The organism is Flagellimonas hymeniacidonis (assembly GCF_008040165.1).
GTDB lineage: Bacteria > Bacteroidota > Bacteroidia > Flavobacteriales > Flavobacteriaceae > Flagellimonas > Flagellimonas hymeniacidonis.
The window spans coordinates 1,570,196-1,589,860 of the sequence record NZ_VRUR01000001.1 but is presented as its reverse complement, the minus strand read 5'-3'; the positions used below and the strand labels follow the sequence as shown (position 1 = coordinate 1,589,860).

Below are 19,665 nucleotides of genomic sequence, written 5' to 3'. Positions count from 1 at the left end.
CTCTTATCTATTGAATGTAAGTCTCTTCGCATTTCTGTTTTCTGCAAAATTTCCTTCATCAAAAGCCAAATGGCCATTTACAAAAGTGCGAACAACCTTGGAGTCAAAAGTAACACCTTCAAATGGAGACCATCCGCATTTATATAAAATATTGGATTTTTTAACCTCATTTTGGGAATTTCTATTCACTTGAACCAAATCAGCATAGTATCCCTCCCTAATAAATCCTCTACGGTCAATATCAAAAAGTTTTGCTGGATTGTGGCTCATTTTTTCTACCATTTTTTCCAAACTAATTTTTCCTTCCCGCTCTTTTTGCAACATTGCCAATAGTGCATGTTGTACCAGTGGGCCACCAGATGGTGCGCTTGTATATGGATTGTCTTTTTCTGCAATAGTATGCGGGGCATGATCAGTAGCAATAACATCTATTCTATCGTCTAATAATGCCTCCCATAGTTTATCCCTATCTTCTTTTGTCTTAACCGCGGGGTTCCACTTGATCAAGGTTCCTTTTTCTTCATAATCTTCATCCGAAAACCAAAGGTGGTGAATACAGACTTCCGAAGTGATTTTCTTTTCTTCCAAAGGAACAGTATTTGTAAATAAATCTGTCTCTATACCTGTTGATAAATGAAATACATGCAACCGAGCTCCGGTTCTTTTAGCAAGTGCAATGGCCTTGGAAGACGATAGGTAACATGCTTCCGCGCTCCTAATCAGGGGATGGTATTTTATAGGAATATCATCTCCATATTGTTGTTGGTATTTGGCCATATTCGCCCTGATTGTACCTTCATCTTCACAATGGGTGGAGATAACCATTTCTGTATTTTTAAAAATCTTCTCCAACACCACCTCATCATCAACAAGCATATTTCCCGTAGATGACCCCAAGAACAACTTCACTCCTGAGCAAGCATTTTTATCCAATTTTTTCAGCTCCTCAAGATTATCATTGGTTCCTCCAAAAAGAAAGGAGTAATTTATATATGCCGATTTTTGTGCAATTAAAAACTTCTCTTCTAGCTTTTTAATTGTGGTCGTTTGTGGATTAGTATTGGGCTGCTCCATAAAAGTAGTAATCCCCCCTGCCAATGCTGCTCTACTCTCCGATGCAATGTTTCCTTTATGAGTAAGTCCTGGTTCCCTAAAGTGGACCTGGTCATCAATAACACCCGGCAAAAGATAGTCCCCCTTTAAGTCAATAACTTTTGCGGTAGTATCTGAAATATTTTGATCTATTCGTGAAATAACCTCTCCATCTAAAAGCAAATCGGTTTCAAAAATCCTGTTCTCATTAACAACTTTCGCATTTTTAAGTACTATTTTTTTGCTCATTAAAAACTCTTTTTGAAAAATATACTTCTAAATTTCATAGCGATTACACCAAAGATTGCTTCACGAATTATTGCTGAATTCATCTTGGATTTTCCGTTTACTCTATCAGTGAAAATTATGGAAACTTCTTCTATTTTATATCCTTTGAGGTAGGCCCTAAACTTCATTTCAATTTGAAAGGCATAGCCAATGAACCTCACTGCATCTAAATCTATATTTTCTAAAACCTTCCTCCTATAGCACACAAAACCTGCCGTAGGATCATGAACTCGCATACCTGTAATTATTTTAACGTAAAACGATGCTCCATAAGAAAGTAGTATTCTAAAAAGAGGCCAATTCACCACATTTACTCCCTTTTTATATCGGGATCCCACAGCAACGTCCGCTTCATTTAGGCAGGCCCTGTGCAAACGGGATAAATCAGCAGGACGGTGAGAAAAATCAGCATCCATTTCAAAGATGTATTCATAATCTCTTGCTAAAGCCCATTTAAATCCATGAATATATGCTGTCCCAAGTCCAGATTTCTCCTTTCGAACTTCTAAAAATAGCCTATCAGGAAATTGTTTTTGTAATGCTTCCACATTTTCAGCAGTCCCATCAGGGGAATTATCATCAACAACAAGAACATGGAAGTCCTTTTTTAAGTCGAAAACTGTTTTTATTATGGCTTCAATGTTTTCAATTTCATTGAAAGTGGGTATGATGACTAAACCGTCTGCCATTAACACTAGATTAGAGGGCAAAAATAAGGTTTTCTACTTTGGGTTTGCAACTTGCTTTGCGTATTGCTTTATATCTTGTGAGGCAATATTTGTAACTTTGACCCACATAAAATTCAATTGATGGCACAAAAGTTTCCCAGACTTTTTCTTGTTTTATTGGGCATCCTTTTTATTCTCAATCTTGTTCAGAGTTATTTTACCGAGTTAATCTATGATGAGGCTTATTATTGGTACTATGCCCAGCACTTGGACTGGGGGTATTTTGATCACCCCCCAATGGTTGCTTTTTTAATTAAACTAAGTAGTTTCTTTTTTAGCGGTGAATTGGGAGTGCGTTTTATGAGTTGTCTTCTTTCTGTAGGCACCTACCTGATACTATGGTTGCTTATTGACCACCCAAGGAAGAAAGAGTACGTTGTGCACTTTTTTCTTCTTGTTTTTTCCATGACTTTAGTGAATGCATATGGATTTCTTACCTTGCCAGATACCCCACTTTTATTTTTCACAGCGCTGTTCTTACTACTTTATAAGAACTTTTTAAATCGGTCTAATATACTGATTATTATTTGTTTAGGTGTAGTTATGGCTGCGCTGATGTATAGTAAATACCATGCTGTCTTGGTTATCTTGTTTGTTTTTCTTTCTAACCTCAACCTTATTAAAAACCCAAAAGCATGGTTAGCGGTTGCTATTGCACTTGTATGTTATTCTCCACATTTTTTATGGCTATACCAAAATGATTTTGTTTCTATAAAGTATCATTTATATGAACGTCCGAACCAAGCCTATTCTTTTGAAAAGTTTACCCTGGGTTACGTCATAAATCTAGTAGCGATTTTTGGATTGCTTTTTTACTGGGTTTACCTTTCCCTTATCAAAACCAAGGCAACCGATAGGTTTACCAAGGCTCTTGTGTACCTGACTTATGGGGTACTTATCTTCTTTTTTGTATCGAGTTTTAACCGAAGGGTGCAAACGCAATGGATTATTGTAATTTCAATCCCAATGGCAGTATTGGCCTTCAATCATCTATTGCAAAATGCTCAAAGTAGAAAATGGATGTATCGCTTAGGATGGGTTAGTCTGGTGATTCTGCTTTATGCGAGATTGTGGTTAGTGCATCAACCATTGCTTCCTTTATTATTTGAAACCCACGGAAACAAGCAATGGGTAGCAGAGTTAAACTCAAAGGCCGGAGACACTCCTATAGTGTTCGAAAACTCTTATCGCAGATCACCTATGTACGAGTTCTATTCTGGGATCCCTACGTTCTCATTAAACAACCATATGTATCGAAAAAACCAATACTCGATTGATAATTCTGAAGAGCGGGTAAGAGGTAAAAAAGTACTTTATGTTTCAAAATATCGGAGTAGTGGTGATATCCAGTATACCTATCCGGATAGTACAGTGTTTTATGGTATTTTTATGGATAATTTTCAATCCTATCGTAACTTACAATGCATTGTGGAACAACCACAAGAAGGCACCAAACGCCTGCTAAAAGTGTATAATCCATATGAATTTGATATTCCTATTGATGCACTTTCCTACACTGTAGCCTATTCAAACAAGTATAAACAGGTGAAAGAGTTGGTAGACTTAAAAGTAGAGGCTGAAGATTTGTATCAAGTACTGTTAAAATCAAAGGATACTGTATTTTACCACTTTCAGTTACCATTACCACAAATGGAACGTCCTGGGTACTTTCGTATTGGAATATCAGAAAATGGCCTATTACCTGGACTCAATGGCAAACCGATTAAATTAACCGAATGAATCCCATAGATAAAGTTGTTGTTTCTTTAGATTGGATAACCATAGTCCTTTTTGCTAGCATGTTTGTTTTAGCTTTGGGCAAATACCTTTTTCAAAGTAAATTCTTGAATTTCATCATATTACCCTTTAACAACAGGTATGTAGTATTGTATAATAAGAAGGGAAGGTTGTTAAATTGGTTTCATATTTTACTGACAGTATTTCAACTCATCAATTTTTCCTTATTTCTATTTTTTGTTCAAAAGACTTTTTTTGATGCCCAAAGCAACTCTAATTTGTTCATCTTTTTTGTAATCGCAGGGGTACTACTTCTTTTTCAATTGATTAAACTACTACTGCAGTTTACTAAGGGATATATATTTAACACCACAAACTTAGTTTCTGAATTGCAGTTTAATAAAATTTCATATCTCAATCATAGTAGTTTGGTCATGTTCATCTCCAATGTTCTTCTTGCCTACATCTTTAAGGACTCAAGAATCATCATTTATTCGACGATTATCTTAATTGTTTCCATAAATATCATTGGACTGGTAAAGCTATTGAAGAACTATCAAAAAGCCATAATTCCCTATTTTTTCTATTTTATTTTGTACCTTTGCGCACTCGAAATTGCACCCTTAGTAATAGTTGGAAGCTATCTAAAAGATTGAAAGCTTATGAAAGTAAAAACAATTTTGGTTTCGCAACCTGAACCCAAAATAGAAAATTCCCCTTATTCACGATTGATTGAGAAAGAAAAGGTAAAAGTGGATTTTAGGCCTTTCATTCACGTAGAGGGAGTAGAAGCCAAAACGGTAAGACAGCAAAAAATTGATCTAAACAATTTTTCCGCGATTATTCTTACCAGCAGGAATTCTGTTGACCATTTCTTTAGGATAGCTGAAGAAATGCGCTTTAAAGTTCCTGATTCCATGAAATATTTTTGTCAGTCTGAAGCAGTTGCTTACTATCTGCAGAAATATGTGGTTTACCGTAAACGAAAAATTTATGTTGGCAAGCGAACATTTAATGAACTTGTTCCGCTTATCAAAAAATATAAGGATGAAAAGTTCTTAGTACCTTCATCAGACACCCTTAAGGCAATAGTTCCCGATTCACTTGACGAACTAAAAGTGGATTGGAAGCGCGGTATTTTTTACAAGACCGTAATTAGTGATTTGTCCGATTTAAGAGAAGTAACTTATGATGTTTTGGTATTTTTTAGCCCATCTGGTATTGAATCGCTTCTGAAAAACTTCCCAGATTTTGAACAAAATGGAACGCGTATAGCGGTGTTTGGAAACAGCACTGTAAAAGCAGCTACCGATGCTGGCCTTCGAATAGATATTCAAGCGCCAACTCCTGAAACACCATCCATGACCATGGCTTTACAGAAGTACATCACCAGTGTAAACAAATAACAAAAACTAACTCAACATAAAAAAAGGGCGGTCCAAATGGACCGCCCTTTTATTTTTAAAAGGCATATCGTTGTGGTCCTCCCCGCCTGATTTCTTCACTGGCGTAAGATTCAAACTTTTTAAAGTTTTCCCTAAAAGCATTGGTCAATTTAAATGCCGTTTTATAATAGGCATCATCATTGTTCCATGTTGCTCTTGGGCTTAATACACTTGTTGGAACTCCTGGGCACTCCCTTGGCTGTGCTACTCCAAAAACAGAATGAATATGGTATTTGTCATAACTGTATAACCCCAGTTCCCCGTTAAGCGCAGCACTAATCATAGCTCTGGTATACTTTAGCTTCATTCTGGTTCCCACTCCGTAAGGACCTCCGGTCCAACCCGTATTGATTAACCAAACATCTACTCCTGATTCCTTCATCTTTTTGCTTAACATTTCTGCATATTTGGCAGGATGCAAGGGCATAAAAGGTGCTCCAAAACATGCCGAAAATGATGGCTGCGGCTCAACAACACCAGCTTCTGTTCCTGCAACCTTGGCAGTGTAACCAGAAATAAAATGGTACGCAGCCTGCGCCGGCGTTAATTTGGAAATTGGAGGCAACACTCCAAATGCATCAGCAGTTAAAAAGAAAATATTTTTTACATTTTTTCCTATGGATGGTTGCTGTATGTTTTCGATATGATATATGGGATAACTAACCCGAGTATTCTGGGTAATAGAAGTATCGGAAAAATCTACGGCTCCTTTATCATCCAGAATAACATTTTCCAGAATAGCACCTTTTTTAATAGCACCATAAATCTCAGGTTCATTTTCCTTGGAAAGATCTATCACTTTGGCATAACATCCTCCTTCGAAATTAAAAACGGTATTTTCTGCTGTCCAGCCATGTTCATCATCACCAATAAGTTTTCGATTTGGATCCGTGGAAAGGGTTGTCTTTCCAGTACCTGAAAGTCCAAAGAAAATAGCGGTATCACCCTCATCTCCCACATTGGCTGAGCAATGCATCGGTAGTGTGTTTTTAAATACAGGAAGGATGAAGTTCAAGGCAGAAAAAATTCCCTTTTTAATCTCACCTGTATATCCGGTACCTCCAATGAGTGCAATTTTTCTTGAAAAATTAAGAATGGCAAAGTTATGCTGCCTAGTACCGTCCACCTCTGCATCTGCCATAAAACCAGGAGCATTAATTACGGTCCACTCTGGCTCAAATTCCTCCAATTCGGATTCGGTAGGCCTAAGGAACATATTGTAAGCAAACATATTGGACCAAGGATATTCATTTACGACCCTAATATTTAATTTGTATCCTTCATCGGCACAAGCATAGCAATCACGAACAAAAAGTTCTTTTTCATTCATATATGCAATTACCTTGTCGTAAAGCTTGTCAAACTTTTCACTTTCAAAGGGTATATTAATATTCCCCCACCAAACCTTGTCCTCTGTAATGGCATCTTTAACAATAAATCGATCCATGGGAGACCTTCCGGTAAACTCGCCAGTATTCACGGCAAGTGAGCCAGACGAAGCTTCTTTGCCCATGTCCATTTCAATAGTTACATCATGTAATTCTTTGGAAGAAAGTTGATAGTGAATCTTGTTATGCTCTATTCCATATCGCTTTAACGAAATCGTTTTCGTTGTTGGGATAAACGCATCCATTGTTTAGTTTTTTTAAGTTGGTGCAAAGCTAGAAAAATATCAGGTTTAACCTCGACTAAGATTGATTATTTCACCGTTTTTTTAGTCAAAATGCTATACCCAAATAGAAACCAACCCGCAAGTAGAAGAGTTCCTCCAATAGGTGTTAAGAATCCTATTTTTTTAAAGTCAATTGTAGTTAAACTATTCATTGCCAATAAATAAATGGAAAAAGAAAATAGGATGGTACCAACAAGAATCAATCGAAATACAATCTTTGTTTGTTTTTCTGCTAGTCCATTCCAGGTTCCCAATATCATTAAGAAAAAGGCTTGGTACATTTGATAGCGCACCCCTGTTTCAAAAGTGCCTATAGCTTCAACGTTTATTAAGTTTTCAAGTGCATGGGCACCGAAGGCGCCAAACAGAATTGACAGAAATCCCAATACTGCACCCATAAACACAATTGTTTTGTTCATAACTTTAATTACAACTATTTTTATAAATATAACAATTGAATACTTTAGTATTCGTTTTAATCAAAAGTAAACAAAACCTATGGCCCGCACTATTTTGGTACTTGGAGCTGGAAAATCTACCTCATATTTATTGGATTATATCCTAGAAAAATCTAATGAGGAAAAGCTGCATTTGGTTATTGGCGACCTACATCCAGAGAACATTTCCAAATCGGTCTCATCTCACCCCAATTGTAGTGTTAAGGCTTTGGATATTTTTAACGATGAGGAGCGAAGAGCATTAATTGCATCCTCTTCTATTGTGGTTTCCATGTTACCTCCACGGTTACATATTAAAATTGCCGAGGATTGTATTCAGTTTAAAAAACATCTCGTTACGGCTTCTTATGTGAGCAAAGAAATTCTGGCCTTGGATGACGAAGCTAAAAAAAATGGACTCATTTTTATGAACGAAATAGGTCTAGACCCTGGTATTGATCACATGAGTGCCATGGAAGTTATCGACCGCATTCGGAAACAAGGTGGCAAAATGTTACTTTTTGAATCTTTTACAGGGGGGTTGGTAGCTCCGGCACATGACTCTAATCTTTGGAACTATAAATTTACTTGGAATCCAAGAAATGTAGTTGTGGCCGGGCAAGGTGGAGCTGCTAAGTTTATTCAAGAAGGAACTTACAAATATATTCCCTATCAAAAGTTGTTCAGACGAACAGAGCTTTTAGACATTGAAGGTTATGGCACATTCGAAGTCTATCCCAATAGGGACTCTTTAAAATATAGAGAAGCCTACGGTCTTCAAAATGCATTAACCCTATACAGAGGCACCATGCGCCGAGTTGGTTTTTCCAAGGCATGGCAAATGTTCGTAATCCTTGGCATGACAGATGATAGTTATGTAATTGAAAATTCCGAAGGAATGTCTTACCGTCAATTTGTAAATCAATTTTTGCCCTATTCTCCTACGGATTCTGTTGAATTGAAATTACGCCATTACCTTAAAATTGACCAAGATGATATACGTTGGGGCAAATTATTAGAATTGAATCTTTTTGACGACTCAAAAAAAATACCGCTAAAAGACGCGACTCCCGCACAAATGCTTCAATATATCTTGGAAGATAGTTGGACCTTGCAAAAAGATGAGAAAGATATGATTGTAATGTACCATAAGTTTGGTTATGAAATCGATGGCAAAAAGAAGCAGATCGATGCCAATATGGTGGTGCTAGGAGAGAACCAAAGTCATACAGCCATGTCTAAAACAGTCGGACTCCCAGTGGCCATAGCAACATTACAGATCCTCAATAAAAAAATCACTACTCCAGGTGTTCAAATTCCTATAAAAAGTGAAGTTTATGGTCCAATTCTAGCTGAATTAAAATCTTATGGAATCAACTTTAAGGAGTATGAAGTTCCATATTTAGGATACAATCCTGATTCTATTGGAAATTGATTTTATACTGTATTTCGGTATCTTTAGCTTCAATTTTGAATCATTCTCATGAAAACCACTAACAATTCGGTTAAAATTGATGGTATTGACAAAAAAATACTAAGGTATTTAATGGAAGATGCTCGTAGACCCATTTTAGAAATTGCTCGAAACATTGGTATTTCTGGAGCAGCGATTCATCAGCGTTTGCGAAAACTGGAAAAATCTGGATTGTTGTCAGGTTCAAAATTCATTATCAATCCAAAGGTTTTGGGCTATACCACCATGGCTTATATCGGTATTTTTTTGGATAAGGCCATGGCCAATCCACAAGCAGTAAAGGAGTTGGGAAAAATTCCAGAAGTACTGGAATGTCATTACACTACAGGCAACTGGTCCATTCTTATTAAGGTTCTATGCAAGGACAATGAGCATTTAATGATGGTTTTGAATAAAAAAATCCAGCAAATAGATGGAGTATCCAGAACTGAAACCTTTATTTCTTTAAATCAGCAGATAGACCGACAGATTTCCATCTAACAAAAAACCTACTTGGATTGCTCCAAACAGGTTCTTTTTATATTGTGAAAATTGTATCAATCCCTTCCTCCAAAAATCTGGAAGGCCCAATATGCCAAGGAAGCTAACGCTCCCAAAGCTGCTACCAAATACGTTCTGGCTGCCCACTTTAAGGCATCTTCGGCCCCTGCATATTCTTCTTGACTTACAACATTCTTCTGCTTTAACCATGCTAAGGCTCTATTACTGGCATCATATTCTACAGGTAGTGTAATAAAACTAAACAGCGTAGCAAACCCCATCATAATCAATCCAGCTACGGCAATATAAAATCCCAAGCCTACGCCTGCTGCTGCACCCAACACTAAACCTCCAAAAACGACCCAAGTAGACATCCCAGAGGTAACACTTACTACGGGCACTAATTTGGAGCGCATGGTCAACCACTCGTATGCTTGAGCATGTTGCACTGCGTGGCCTACTTCGTGCGCTGCAACCGCTGCCGCAGATGCATTACGCTGATTGTATACCCCTTCACTTAAATTCACCGTTTTATTCTTCGGATTGTAATGATCGGTAAGCATTCCCGCTGTGGAAATCACTTTTACATCCCGAATCCCATGGTCATCCAACATTTTTTGGGCGATTTCTGCACCACTCATCCCATTACGAAGATGAACCTTTGAATATTTCTTGAATTTGCTCTTTAATCGGCTACTGACCAACCAACTGATCAAAGCAATTCCACCGATTAATATATAATATGTCATCATAGCTTTTGTATTTTAATTGATATAAATATACCAACAATAAAGCAAAAACCCCGCCATTGTTGGGCAGGCCTTTTTAACTGACAAAATGTTATGTTATGCGAGTACCGACTCCCAATTAAAAGCTTCTGTGATTTCTTCATAAACCACTTCACCATCAACTATGTTTAATCCCTTGGCGAGGGATTTATCCAGATTACATGCACTGCGCCACCCTGCATTGGCAAGCTTTAGCACATAAGGAAGCGTTACGTTCGTCAAAGCAACAGTAGAGGTGTAAGGGACCGCCCCGGGCATATTGGCTACGCAATAATGTACAACATCATCAATAATGTATATCGGGTCTTCATGAGTAGTGGCTTTTGTAGTTTCCACGCAACCCCCTTGATCTACCGCTACATCGACTATTACAGTTCCCGGTCGCATTTCCTTAAGCATATCTCTTGTAATCAAATTAGGGGCTTTTGCACCCTTTAAAAGGACTCCGCCTATAATTAGATCATGGGTCTGTATATGTTTTCTGATATTAAATTCACTTGAGAACTCTGTAACTACATGACTGGGCATTACATCATTCACATAACGAAGTCGCTTCATATTAATATCCAAAATAGTAACGTGTGCCCCCAATCCTGCTGCCATTTTAGCAGCCTGTATTCCTACCGTCCCTGCGCCTAATACCAAAACCCTTCCCGGCGCTACACCAGGAACTCCACCTAAGAGCACTCCTCTCCCTTTAACAGGTTTCTCCAAATATTTTGCACCTTGCTGAATAGCCATCCGACCTGCAACTTCAGACATTGGTGTTAAAAGTGGCAATGTTCCTTCTTCATCTTCAACGGTTTCATAGGCAATACAAATTGACTTGCTAGCAATCATTGCCTTGGTCAAGGCCTCGCTAGATGCAAAGTGAAAATAGGTGAATATTATCTGCCCTTTTTGAATAAGGTCATACTCCTCCGCTATGGGCTCCTTTACCTTCACAATCATATCGCTCATTGCGTATACCTGCCCTATAGTATCTAAAATGGTAGCCCCGGCCTGCTGATAATCTTGATTGAAAAAACCACTTCCTTTACCCGCTCCAGACTGCACGTAGACAGTATGGTTGTTCTTTACCAATTCAAAAACTCCTGCTGGGGTCATTCCAACTCGGCTCTCATTGTTCTTGATTTCTTTAGGTACTCCTACAATCATTTTGTTACTTTTTTTGATTTACAACTCAAAAGTGTTACAAAAAAAACAAAATCAGAAATAAAATCGATAAAAATTAGGGGTGATGTGTCAAAAAATGTCTTTTATTTTATTAATACCCCATAAAAAATAGGGTAAGTCAAAATAAAAACATTGAAATTGATTATTTAACCTTTACATAAAAGGGATTATTTATATTTCAATTTTAAAATAACCACAAAGGCTACCAATGTACCAGTAATGCCATTGGCAAAAATTACAGGCAAACTTTGAATCATAAGTCCATAATACAACCATAACATACTCCCAATAAACAGGATTAGGTACATGACCAAGGAAATATCGGTTGTTGATTTATGTTTCCATGCTTTATAAACCTGTGGAATAAAGGAGGATGTGGTCAAGGTGGCAGCAATAAGACCTATAATTTCAAAGGTTTTCATGGTCATTTATTTTATGATGTCATACTGCGACAGGTTCAGCATGGCATTGGAACTATTTTACCCAACTATATTCACAATCTTCCCAGGCACTACGATTACCTTTTTAGGGGTGCGCCCTTGTAACTGCGCCTGGGTTCTTTCATTGGCCATAACGGCGGCTTCAATATCGTCCTTGCCCATATCTAAGGGCAATTCCATAGTAAAGCGCATTTTACCATTAAAGGATATTGGGTATTCTTTACTACTCTCTATCAAATATTTTTCTTCAAATTTTGGAAAAGACGCTTCAGCAATGGATGTTGAATACCCTAGCTTTTCCCACAGCTCCTCGGCAATATGAGGTGCATAGGGTGAAACCAATATAGCCAAGGGCTCTAAAATTGCTTTGCTAGTACATTTTTGAGCGGTCAATTCATTTACACAAATCATAAAGGTGGATACTGAAGTGTTGAACGAGAAGTTCTCGATATCCTCTTCTACTTTTTTGATGGTTTTGTGCAGCGTTTTTAGATTTTCTGCTGATGGCTCTGAACCTTCATCAATAGTAGTATATAACTTCCATAATTTTTTAAGGAAGGAATGTACGCCCGTAATCCCAGCAGTGTTCCAAGGTTTGGATTGCTCCAAAGGCCCCAAAAACATTTCATACAAGCGAAGGGAATCTGCTCCATATTCCTCACAAATGGCATCGGGGTTAACCACATTGTATTTGGACTTGGACATTTTTTCGATTTCTCGCCTTACGATATATTTTCCATCGGATTTAATGAATTTTGCATCTTTATATTCCGGTTGCCATTTTTTGAATCCCTCTATATCCAATTCATCAGAAGCATTTACAAAAGAGACGTCTGTATGGATAAGCTCAATATCATTAAAATTTATGTTATACTTTTCTTTATCCAGATAAACTCTATCTTCATCAGAAAATAAATGAGAGATATTTTCTCTTACTGCCCTAATTTTTATTGGAACAGTTATTAAGTCATTGCTTATAAAAGTATTTCTATCAATAGGCTTAATTTGTGCAATAGTTCTATTATCAAGTGGCTTCCCTTCTTCCCATTTTTTGGTAATATTAACAACGAGCCTAATTACAAAAGCACTTGTCCCTGTAATCATCCCCTGATTGATCAGTTTTTTGGCAAACTCATCTTTTGGAGCAATACCCACATCAAACAAAAACTTCTGCCAAAAACGGGAATACAACAAATGCCCCGTTGCATGTTCGCTTCCTCCTATGTATAAATCCACATCTTCCCAATAGTCAATGGCCTCTTTGGAATAGATAGCTTCATCATTATGTGGATCCATATACCTATTAAAATATTGGGAACTCCCGGCCCAGCCGGGCATAGTGTTTAATTCCAAAGGAAACACCGTTTTGTTATCTATTAACTGATTACTGACAACTGAAGACTGTTTTATATCCCAAGCCCAAACGGTAGCATTTCCCAAAGGCGGTTCGCCCGTTTCTGTAGGAAGGTATTTTTCCACCTCCGGTAATTCCAAAGGCAAATGTTCATCAGCAATCATTTGCGGCATTCCATCCACATAATACACCGGAAAGGGTTCTCCCCAATACCTTTGGCGACTAAAAACAGCATCGCGTAAACGGTAATTTATTTTTCCCTCTCCTTGACCTAGTTGTTCCAACTCAAAAATAGCGCGCTTAACCGCTTTTTTATAAGGCAATCCATCTAAAAAGTCAGAATTGGCAATGATTGTTTTTTCTTTATCGGCAAAGGCTTCTTCAGAAATATCTATCCCTTCAAAAATGTTGGGAATAGGAATATTAAAGTGTTTTGCAAAATCGTAATCGCGTTGATCACCACAGGGAACGGACATTACGGCTCCTGTGCCATATCCTGCTAAAACATAATCCCCAATCCAAATAGGAACAGGTTCTTTGGTAAATGGATGTTCTGCATAAGCTCCTGTGAAGGCTCCAGATATCGTTTTTACATCTGCCATGCGGTCACGCTCCGAGCGCTTTGCCGTAGCCTCCACATAGGTCTCCACAGCTTCTTTTTGTTCTGGCGTAGTGATTTGTGCCACCAAGTCATGCTCTGGCGCCAAGGTCATAAAACTAGCTCCAAAAATAGTGTCTGGGCGGGTTGTAAACACCTCTATTTGATGTTGAGATTCTTCACCTTTGTTTGGAATGACATTAAAAATTGCCGATGCTCCTTCGGAGCGTCCAATCCAATTGGTTTGCGAATCTTTTAATGGTAGAGGCCAATCTATAGTGTCCAAACCATCTAACAAGCGTTGGGCGTAAGCGGTAATACGCATACTCCATTGCGTCATTTTCTTTCGGATAACGAGATGTCCTCCACGCTCTGAAACTCCGTTGACAATTTCATCGTTGGCCAAAACAGTACCTAAAGCGGGGCACCAGTTTACTTCGGTATCCGCCAAATACGTCAATCTATATTTTAAGAGTAGCTCTTGTTTGGTTTTTTCTGAAAAACTAGTCCAATCTTCTGCACTGAAAGTTGGCGTGTCGTCATCAGAAGTAGCTTCTACAGCTGCGTTTCCTTCTCTTTCAAAAATGGAAACCAAATCTGCTATAGCTTCAGCTTTATCCGATTTTTTATTGTACCAGGAATTGAACAATTGAATAAAAACCCATTGCGTCCATTTGTAATATTTGGGGTCAGAGGTTCGCACTTCGCGACTCCAATCAAACGAAAAACCAAGTTGGTCCAACTGCTCTCGATACCTTTTTATATTGGTCTCCGTGGTAATTGCTGGGTGCTGCCCTGTTTGGATAGCATATTGTTCTGCTGGCAATCCAAAGGAATCGTATCCCATGGGATGCAATACATTAAACCCCTTATGTCTTTTGTATCGTGCATAGATATCCGTAGCTATGTAACCAAGTGGATGTCCTACATGCAATCCAGCTCCTGAAGGGTAAGGAAACATGGAAAGTGCATAGAATTTAGGTCTATCAGAATTATTGGACGCCTTAAATGTTTCGTTGTTTGCCCAATACTTTTGCCATTTGGCCTCAATTTCACGGAAATTGTAGTTCATTTTATATCTTACTTCTTTAATTTGGCAAAAATAGGTTTAATCCCTTAAAGCGGAAAAGATTAGGCAAGCCTATTCAAAACCAATGTTACTTACATCCATTGCGAACTCATTTACTTTTTTCTTTAGCTTTCATTATACTTTTTCTTCAAAAGTCAAATGCTCAATTAGGTTTTTGCAATGGAAATTCTGGGGAGCCCATTTTTACAGAAACTTTTGGGACAGGTGTACAAGACGGCCCTCCCTTGCCTGCGGGAACCACAACATATAATTATGTTAATGGAGGTCCTTTGGAACCGATTGATGGTAACTATACGATATCTAGCAGCACTAACTTTTTTGATTGGTTCAATACCAATGATCATACTCCTAACGATATAAATGGTAAGGCCCTGATTGTAAATGCAAGTTTTACGCCAGGAGAATTTTTTAGGCGTACCATTGGCGGACTTTGCGAAAACACTTCGTACGAGTTTTCATCATGGATGATAAATCTGCTCCCTAGCAGCAGTTGTGGTGGAAATGGTATTCCTATAAATGTTAGATTTCAGATTTGGGATAACACTGACACTAATTTATTGGCCACTGGAGATACCGGAAGCATTTTTAGTAAGTCTTCAGCAACATGGGAACAGTATGGCTTGGTTTTTCAAACATTATCCGGTCAAACCTCTGTTATTTTAAAAATGCTAAATAATGGTGTGGGAGGTTGTGGCAATGACCTAGCCATTGATGATATCGTTTTTAAGACCTGTGGCGATAGGATTAGCTTAGCTGATGCTGCAAACAATACAAATATTGCCATCTGTGAAGAAAATGCTCCTATCTCGGTTGATCTTAACGCTACTCCGGATTTTTCCATTTACAGCACTCATGCCTATCAATGGCAAGAAAGTATAGATGGTATTACTTGGACCGATATTACAGGCGAGACCAATCAAACCTTTGTTTCCCCATTGATTTCGAACACAACATCATATAGAGTAAAAGTTGCAGAAGATCCCATTAATCTTTCCAATGTGAATTGTAGCGCTATTTCAGACATTTTTGCAGTGGTTATTGAAGAAAAGCCGATGCCCCCAGTATCCTTGGGAAATGTTTCGCTTTGCGCCGATGTGGTCGGTGGAGTATCTGTTTCAATTCCAAATGGAACCTCTGCAAATTGGTACGATGCCCCTGTTGGAGGAAATCTTTTGCAAGCAGGCAGTCCCTTTTATGAAACTTCTGTTAGTGGAACTTATTATGCCGAGGTGGTAACTGAATTAGCAGGTTGTATTTCTGATTCAAGAACTGCAGTCTCTATTATTTATAATGATTTGCCTGTTTTGGAAGACGAAACACTGATTCTATGCGAGGGAGAATCTTTGGTTTTATCTGCCGATCTATCTAATGCTTCCTATGCCTGGAATACTTCAGAAAACACTCGGGAAATAACCATAAGCCTCCCAGGAACCTATATCGTAACAGTAACCGATACTAATGGATGTAGTGCCTCTAAGGCTATTGAAGTATCCCAGATTGATATACCAGTAGTTGATAGTGTAGTTTCTGACCACAGAGATTTAACTATTGTCGCTCAAAACACGGGTGATTTTGAGTATTCCCTAGATGGTTTTTTCTATCAGGACAGTCCGCAATTTCAAAATCTCTTGGGAGGAACATATACTGCCTTTGTAAGGGTAAAGAACTTTTGTGGTACGGTACGCTTTCCGTTTGTCCATTTAGTGATTCCTAGGTTTTTTACTCCAAATGGTGATGGTATAAATGATTATTTTATACTTGAAGGAATTGAAGTCTCGGGCGATTTTGAGATTAGCATTTTTGACCGCACCTCAAAACTGATTGCTCAGTCTAACCGTCAAGACTATTCATGGAATGGCACATTTAATGGCAGACCCTTGCCTGCTTCAGATTATTGGTACTCCATCAAGATTGGTGACAATTTGTTCAAAGGTCATTTCGCATTGAAACGTTAAGCTTCAATATTAAACCACAAGCAATTTACCACTGTACAAAACCCAAATCATAGACAACGCAGCTGAAATGTTAATAGCATAACCAAATAACTTCATTTGCGGTAATGTATATGGCCGGTCTTTAAAAAAGAAAAAAACATCGAGTAACAGCCAAATGGAAAACACCAAAAGAAATATGGCCAACACCAAGTCTTGGAACCAGAACCAAAGTAAAAAAGATTCCAAAAGCAAAAGCCCCAACATTAGCAGTTTTGATTTTTTATGTTTTAGCAAAGTTGCCGTAGTACGTTTTCCAGCTTTCAAATCGGGTTCTATATCCATGATTTCTCCTGCAATATGGGCTTGGAAAGCAAATAATGAGAGGTAGATGATGGTTTGCCATGGTATGCTTTCCAAATTATTTAATTCGATTGCGAAAAAAACAGTCAATACATATCCGGCTTGAATTAAAATTTCAAAAGGCGGCCTCTCCTTAATTCGAAAAGGTCTAAAATTATAAATGATGTTAACACCTATCATCGCCACTAAAAGAAGTAGCATTTTTATCCCTGACAAAAAAGAAAAAATAACCATAAACGGCATTATCACCACAGCTATTCGACCTATGAGACCATTTAACTCTTCTTGCGAAGCTTTGGCCCCAAATAAATAGTTTCCTTTTCTTCTATTTATAATATCTGCCTGTACATCGTTATAATCGTTCAATCCATATACCAGATAATTCAAAGGAAATGTGACAAATAATAAGCCCAACCAAAATGGAAGAGTTTTCCAAAAATCTATTTGATTACTGAATGGCACTAGGTAAATCCATATGGTTGGAAACCAAAGTCCAGGTCGGGATATTTTTAAATCCAGTAAAAATCTTTTCATATGGTAAAAACCATAAAAATAAGTTTAATATAATATTAGAGTTTACTTTTCTATTTTTACGTACTGATTTTCCTTTATGAGTCAATATATTGAACGATATCAAAGAAGAAGACTGATTTCCTCTTATTTTTCAGTGGTCTTGAGTATCGCCTTAGTCCTGTTTTTACTTGGCGCACTTGGCCTTCTCGTCTTGAACACTAAAAAACTAGCAGATCATTTTAAGGAGCAGATCACCATTTCTGTTTTTCTTAAGGACAATGCCAAACCAGTTGAGATAGAACAATTACAAAAAAGTTTGGCCATGGCAGACTATACCAAATCCGCAGATTATTTGTCCAAAGAGGATGCCGCGGAGCAGTACAGTGAGGATATTGGTGAGAATTTTGTGGAATTTTTGGGATACAATCCACTTCAAAACGCCATTGATGTAAATTTAAAGGCGGACTTTGTATCTACAGATCAAATTGAAGAAATAGCATCCAGTATTGCTGCCAAAACTTATGTGGATGAAGTAAGTTATGACAAGCCTTTGATTTCTTTGCTTAATGATAATGTTCGCAAAATCAGTTTATGGATACTTGTGGCCAGTGCCATCTTCACGCTGATAGCGGTTTTGTTGATCAACAGCTCCATAAGGCTTTCCATCTATTCAAAACGGTTTATTATCAAAACAATGCAAATGGTTGGAGCCACCAAGAAGTTTATCCGCAGGCCTTTTATTTGGACAAATATTAAATTGGGAATGCTAGGGGCTTTTTTGGCACTAATTGCCCTCGCTGTTGTGCTTTATTACGTAAACACCAATTTCCCTGAATTAAACATATTTCAAGATTTGATGGTCCTTATCCTATTATTCTTAGGTGTTTTTGGACTTGGAGTGGTTATTTCTTGGGCCAGCACCCATATTGCCACCCAGCGTTTCTTGAATTTAAGGACTGACGATCTTTATTATTAACTTTACACCATGAGTAAGAAAAATAAGAACCCTCAAAGACCGACTTCAGAATTCATCTTTCAAAGAAAAAACTATCTATTTCTTTTTATTGGGTTGGCATTTATTGTTCTCGGATTTATTTTGATGAGCGGAGGTGGAAGTGATGACCCCAACGTATTTAACCCAGATATCTACAGTTTCAGAAGAATCCGCCTTGCACCAACCCTGGTGCTTATTGGGCTTGGAATACAGGTGTATGCCATTTTGTTGAATCCTAACAAAAACAAACAATAGTTTGGAGATTATAGATGCTATCATCCTTGGAATCATTCAAGGACTAACCGAGTTTTTGCCTGTATCATCTAGCGGACATTTAGAATTAGGCAAGGCCATTTTGGGAAGCAATGCATTACCAGAAGAAAGTTTACTCTTTACTGTGGTCCTTCATTTTGCTACCGCCTTAAGTACTATTGTAGTATTTAGAAAGGATGTCTTCGATATTTTTAAAGGGCTTTTTCAGTTCAAATGGAATGAACAGACCCAGTTTTCCTTGAAAATTATTATTTCCATGATTCCCGCTGCGTTGATTGGCTTTTTTCTGGAGGATTTTATGGAAGTTTTTTTTGATGGGGCAATTGTCATTGTAGGCATTATGCTAATTATTACGGCTATTTTATTGTATTTGGCAGATTTGGCAAAAACTACGGACAAAGGTGTTTCATATAGAAGTGCTTTTGTTATTGGAATGGCACAAGCAGTCGCTATGCTACCTGGTATCTCAAGGAGTGGGGCTACCATATCAACTGCAGTATTATTAGGTATAGATAAAACAAAGTCCGCCCGTTTTTCCTTTTTAATGGTCGTTCCATTAATTATTGGGAAAGTTGCAAAAGACATTCTAAGTGGAGATATTAATTTTGAAGGTGGAGAAACTGCTGCTATGGGCGCAGGATTCGCAGCAGCCTTTATTGCAGGACTTGCTGCGTGTACTTGGATGCTAAAAATAGTACGCCAAAGCAAGCTTACGTATTTTGCTGTTTATTGCTTAATCGTGGGGCTTATTGCTATTGCTTGGAGTATCTGGGGGTAATTTCTTTAAAAAAA

18 protein-coding genes are annotated in these 19,665 nt (G+C 37.9%); 9 read left to right on the top strand and 9 right to left on the bottom strand.

Features of this window, described 5'->3' with window-relative positions; genetic code table 11:
- Positions 1-3: 3 nt before the first annotated feature.
- Positions 4-1,341, bottom strand: coding sequence for a dihydroorotase (locus tag FVB32_RS07225; protein WP_147742630.1), 1,338 nt, complete (start codon positions 1,339-1,341; stop codon positions 4-6).
- Positions 1,341-2,069: a polyprenol monophosphomannose synthase gene (locus FVB32_RS07220; RefSeq protein WP_147742628.1), complete on the bottom strand. Its 729-nt coding sequence runs from the start codon at positions 2,067-2,069 to the stop codon at positions 1,341-1,343. The genes FVB32_RS07225 and FVB32_RS07220 overlap by 1 nt, the downstream gene beginning before the upstream one ends.
- Positions 2,070-2,189: 120 nt before the next feature.
- Here FVB32_RS07220 and FVB32_RS07215 point away from each other — a divergent pair, with 120 nt between their 5' ends.
- From FVB32_RS07215 to FVB32_RS07205, 3 genes are read left to right on the top strand one after another with little or no spacing between them, the layout of a single operon-like run.
- Complete coding sequence (locus FVB32_RS07215) at positions 2,190-3,848, top strand: ArnT family glycosyltransferase (RefSeq protein WP_147742626.1); 1,659 nt, start codon at positions 2,190-2,192, stop codon at positions 3,846-3,848.
- Positions 3,845-4,501, top strand: a complete 657-nt coding sequence (locus tag FVB32_RS07210) for a DUF4271 domain-containing protein (RefSeq protein ID WP_147742624.1) — start codon at positions 3,845-3,847, stop codon at positions 4,499-4,501. The genes FVB32_RS07215 and FVB32_RS07210 overlap by 4 nt, the downstream gene beginning before the upstream one ends.
- A gap of 6 nt (positions 4,502-4,507) precedes the next feature.
- Complete coding sequence (locus FVB32_RS07205; RefSeq protein WP_147742622.1) at positions 4,508-5,251, top strand: uroporphyrinogen-III synthase; 744 nt, start codon at positions 4,508-4,510, stop codon at positions 5,249-5,251.
- A 55-nt stretch (positions 5,252-5,306) separates the two neighbouring features.
- Here FVB32_RS07205 and pckA read toward each other — a convergent pair whose 3' ends face one another.
- Both pckA and FVB32_RS07195 read right to left on the bottom strand, forming a co-directional pair.
- Positions 5,307-6,923 carry a phosphoenolpyruvate carboxykinase (ATP) gene (gene pckA, locus FVB32_RS07200; RefSeq protein ID WP_147742620.1) on the bottom strand — a complete coding sequence of 539 codons (1,617 nt, stop codon included), beginning with the start codon at positions 6,921-6,923 and terminating at the stop codon, positions 5,307-5,309.
- 65 nt (positions 6,924-6,988) lie between these two features.
- Positions 6,989-7,381: a DUF423 domain-containing protein gene (locus FVB32_RS07195; protein ID WP_147742618.1), complete on the bottom strand. Its 393-nt coding sequence runs from the start codon at positions 7,379-7,381 to the stop codon at positions 6,989-6,991.
- 79 nt (positions 7,382-7,460) lie between these two features.
- On the opposite strand from FVB32_RS07195, the gene FVB32_RS07190 reads away from it, so the two are divergent.
- Together FVB32_RS07190 and FVB32_RS07185 are read left to right on the top strand one after the other, a co-directional pair.
- Positions 7,461-8,834, top strand: coding sequence for a saccharopine dehydrogenase family protein (locus FVB32_RS07190; protein WP_147742616.1), 1,374 nt, complete (start codon positions 7,461-7,463; stop codon positions 8,832-8,834).
- 48 nt (positions 8,835-8,882) lie between these two features.
- Complete coding sequence (locus tag FVB32_RS07185; RefSeq protein WP_147742614.1) at positions 8,883-9,353, top strand: Lrp/AsnC family transcriptional regulator; 471 nt, start codon at positions 8,883-8,885, stop codon at positions 9,351-9,353.
- Between the two features lie 56 nt (positions 9,354-9,409).
- On the opposite strand, the gene FVB32_RS07180 is transcribed toward FVB32_RS07185, so the two are convergent.
- The 4 genes from FVB32_RS07180 to FVB32_RS07165 all read right to left on the bottom strand — a co-directional run bounded on the left by FVB32_RS07180 (position 9,410) and on the right by FVB32_RS07165 (position 14,781).
- Positions 9,410-10,105 carry a zinc metallopeptidase gene (locus FVB32_RS07180; protein ID WP_147742612.1) on the bottom strand — a complete coding sequence of 232 codons (696 nt, stop codon included), beginning with the start codon at positions 10,103-10,105 and terminating at the stop codon, positions 9,410-9,412.
- Between the two features lie 93 nt (positions 10,106-10,198).
- Positions 10,199-11,299 carry an alanine dehydrogenase gene (gene ald / locus FVB32_RS07175; RefSeq protein WP_147742610.1) on the bottom strand — a complete coding sequence of 367 codons (1,101 nt, stop codon included), beginning with the start codon at positions 11,297-11,299 and terminating at the stop codon, positions 10,199-10,201.
- Positions 11,300-11,484: 185 nt separating this feature from the next.
- Positions 11,485-11,739, bottom strand: coding sequence for a SemiSWEET family sugar transporter (locus tag FVB32_RS07170; RefSeq protein WP_147742608.1), 255 nt, complete (start codon positions 11,737-11,739; stop codon positions 11,485-11,487).
- A gap of 57 nt (positions 11,740-11,796) precedes the next feature.
- Positions 11,797-14,781 (bottom strand): leucine--tRNA ligase, encoded by a 2,985-nt coding sequence (locus FVB32_RS07165; protein ID WP_147742606.1) that lies wholly within the window; start codon positions 14,779-14,781, stop codon positions 11,797-11,799.
- Positions 14,782-14,879: 98 nt separating this feature from the next.
- Here FVB32_RS07165 and FVB32_RS07160 point away from each other — a divergent pair, with 98 nt between their 5' ends.
- The gene (locus FVB32_RS07160) at positions 14,880-16,754 is read left to right on the top strand and encodes a T9SS type B sorting domain-containing protein (protein ID WP_147742604.1); all 1,875 of its coding nucleotides are present in this window, start codon (positions 14,880-14,882) and stop codon (positions 16,752-16,754) included.
- A 9-nt stretch (positions 16,755-16,763) separates the two neighbouring features.
- Here the strand turns inward: FVB32_RS07160 and FVB32_RS07155 are convergent, their stop codons facing one another.
- A complete protein-coding gene (locus FVB32_RS07155) occupies positions 16,764-17,627 on the bottom strand; it encodes a UbiA family prenyltransferase (RefSeq protein ID WP_147742602.1) in 864 nt (287 codons plus the stop codon).
- A 76-nt stretch (positions 17,628-17,703) separates the two neighbouring features.
- On the opposite strand from FVB32_RS07155, the gene FVB32_RS07150 reads away from it, so the two are divergent.
- Genes FVB32_RS07150 through FVB32_RS07140 form a run of 3 tightly spaced genes read left to right on the top strand, consistent with a single transcriptional unit; the run spans position 17,704 to position 19,651 of the window.
- Positions 17,704-18,582 carry a cell division protein FtsX gene (locus FVB32_RS07150; protein WP_147742600.1) on the top strand — a complete coding sequence of 293 codons (879 nt, stop codon included), beginning with the start codon at positions 17,704-17,706 and terminating at the stop codon, positions 18,580-18,582.
- A 9-nt stretch (positions 18,583-18,591) separates the two neighbouring features.
- Entirely contained in the window at positions 18,592-18,855 is a 264-nt protein-coding gene (locus FVB32_RS07145) for a DUF3098 domain-containing protein (RefSeq protein ID WP_147742598.1), read from the top strand.
- Position 18,856: 1 nt separating this feature from the next.
- Entirely contained in the window at positions 18,857-19,651 is a 795-nt protein-coding gene (locus tag FVB32_RS07140) for an undecaprenyl-diphosphate phosphatase (RefSeq protein ID WP_147742596.1), read from the top strand.
- Positions 19,652-19,665: the final 14 nt, after the last annotated feature.

Coding starts and splice junctions, on each gene's coding strand:
- FVB32_RS07190 (WP_147742616.1), top strand. CDS start 7,461: ATGGCCCGCACTATTTTGGTACTTGGAGCTGGAAAATCTACCTCATAT.
- FVB32_RS07210 (WP_147742624.1), top strand. CDS start 3,845: ATGAATCCCATAGATAAAGTTGTTGTTTCTTTAGATTGGATAACCATA.
- FVB32_RS07165 (WP_147742606.1), bottom strand. CDS start 14,781: ATGAACTACAATTTCCGTGAAATTGAGGCCAAATGGCAAAAGTATTGG.
- FVB32_RS07145 (WP_147742598.1), top strand. CDS start 18,592: ATGAGTAAGAAAAATAAGAACCCTCAAAGACCGACTTCAGAATTCATC.
- FVB32_RS07185 (WP_147742614.1), top strand. CDS start 8,883: ATGAAAACCACTAACAATTCGGTTAAAATTGATGGTATTGACAAAAAA.
- ald (WP_147742610.1), bottom strand. CDS start 11,299: ATGATTGTAGGAGTACCTAAAGAAATCAAGAACAATGAGAGCCGAGTT.
- FVB32_RS07220 (WP_147742628.1), bottom strand. CDS start 2,069: ATGGCAGACGGTTTAGTCATCATACCCACTTTCAATGAAATTGAAAAC.
- FVB32_RS07195 (WP_147742618.1), bottom strand. CDS start 7,381: ATGAACAAAACAATTGTGTTTATGGGTGCAGTATTGGGATTTCTGTCA.
- FVB32_RS07180 (WP_147742612.1), bottom strand. CDS start 10,105: ATGATGACATATTATATATTAATCGGTGGAATTGCTTTGATCAGTTGG.
- FVB32_RS07215 (WP_147742626.1), top strand. CDS start 2,190: ATGGCACAAAAGTTTCCCAGACTTTTTCTTGTTTTATTGGGCATCCTT.
- FVB32_RS07225 (WP_147742630.1), bottom strand. CDS start 1,341: ATGAGCAAAAAAATAGTACTTAAAAATGCGAAAGTTGTTAATGAGAAC.
- FVB32_RS07170 (WP_147742608.1), bottom strand. CDS start 11,739: ATGAAAACCTTTGAAATTATAGGTCTTATTGCTGCCACCTTGACCACA.
- pckA (WP_147742620.1), bottom strand. CDS start 6,923: ATGGATGCGTTTATCCCAACAACGAAAACGATTTCGTTAAAGCGATAT.
- FVB32_RS07205 (WP_147742622.1), top strand. CDS start 4,508: ATGAAAGTAAAAACAATTTTGGTTTCGCAACCTGAACCCAAAATAGAA.
- FVB32_RS07150 (WP_147742600.1), top strand. CDS start 17,704: ATGAGTCAATATATTGAACGATATCAAAGAAGAAGACTGATTTCCTCT.
- FVB32_RS07155 (WP_147742602.1), bottom strand. CDS start 17,627: ATGAAAAGATTTTTACTGGATTTAAAAATATCCCGACCTGGACTTTGG.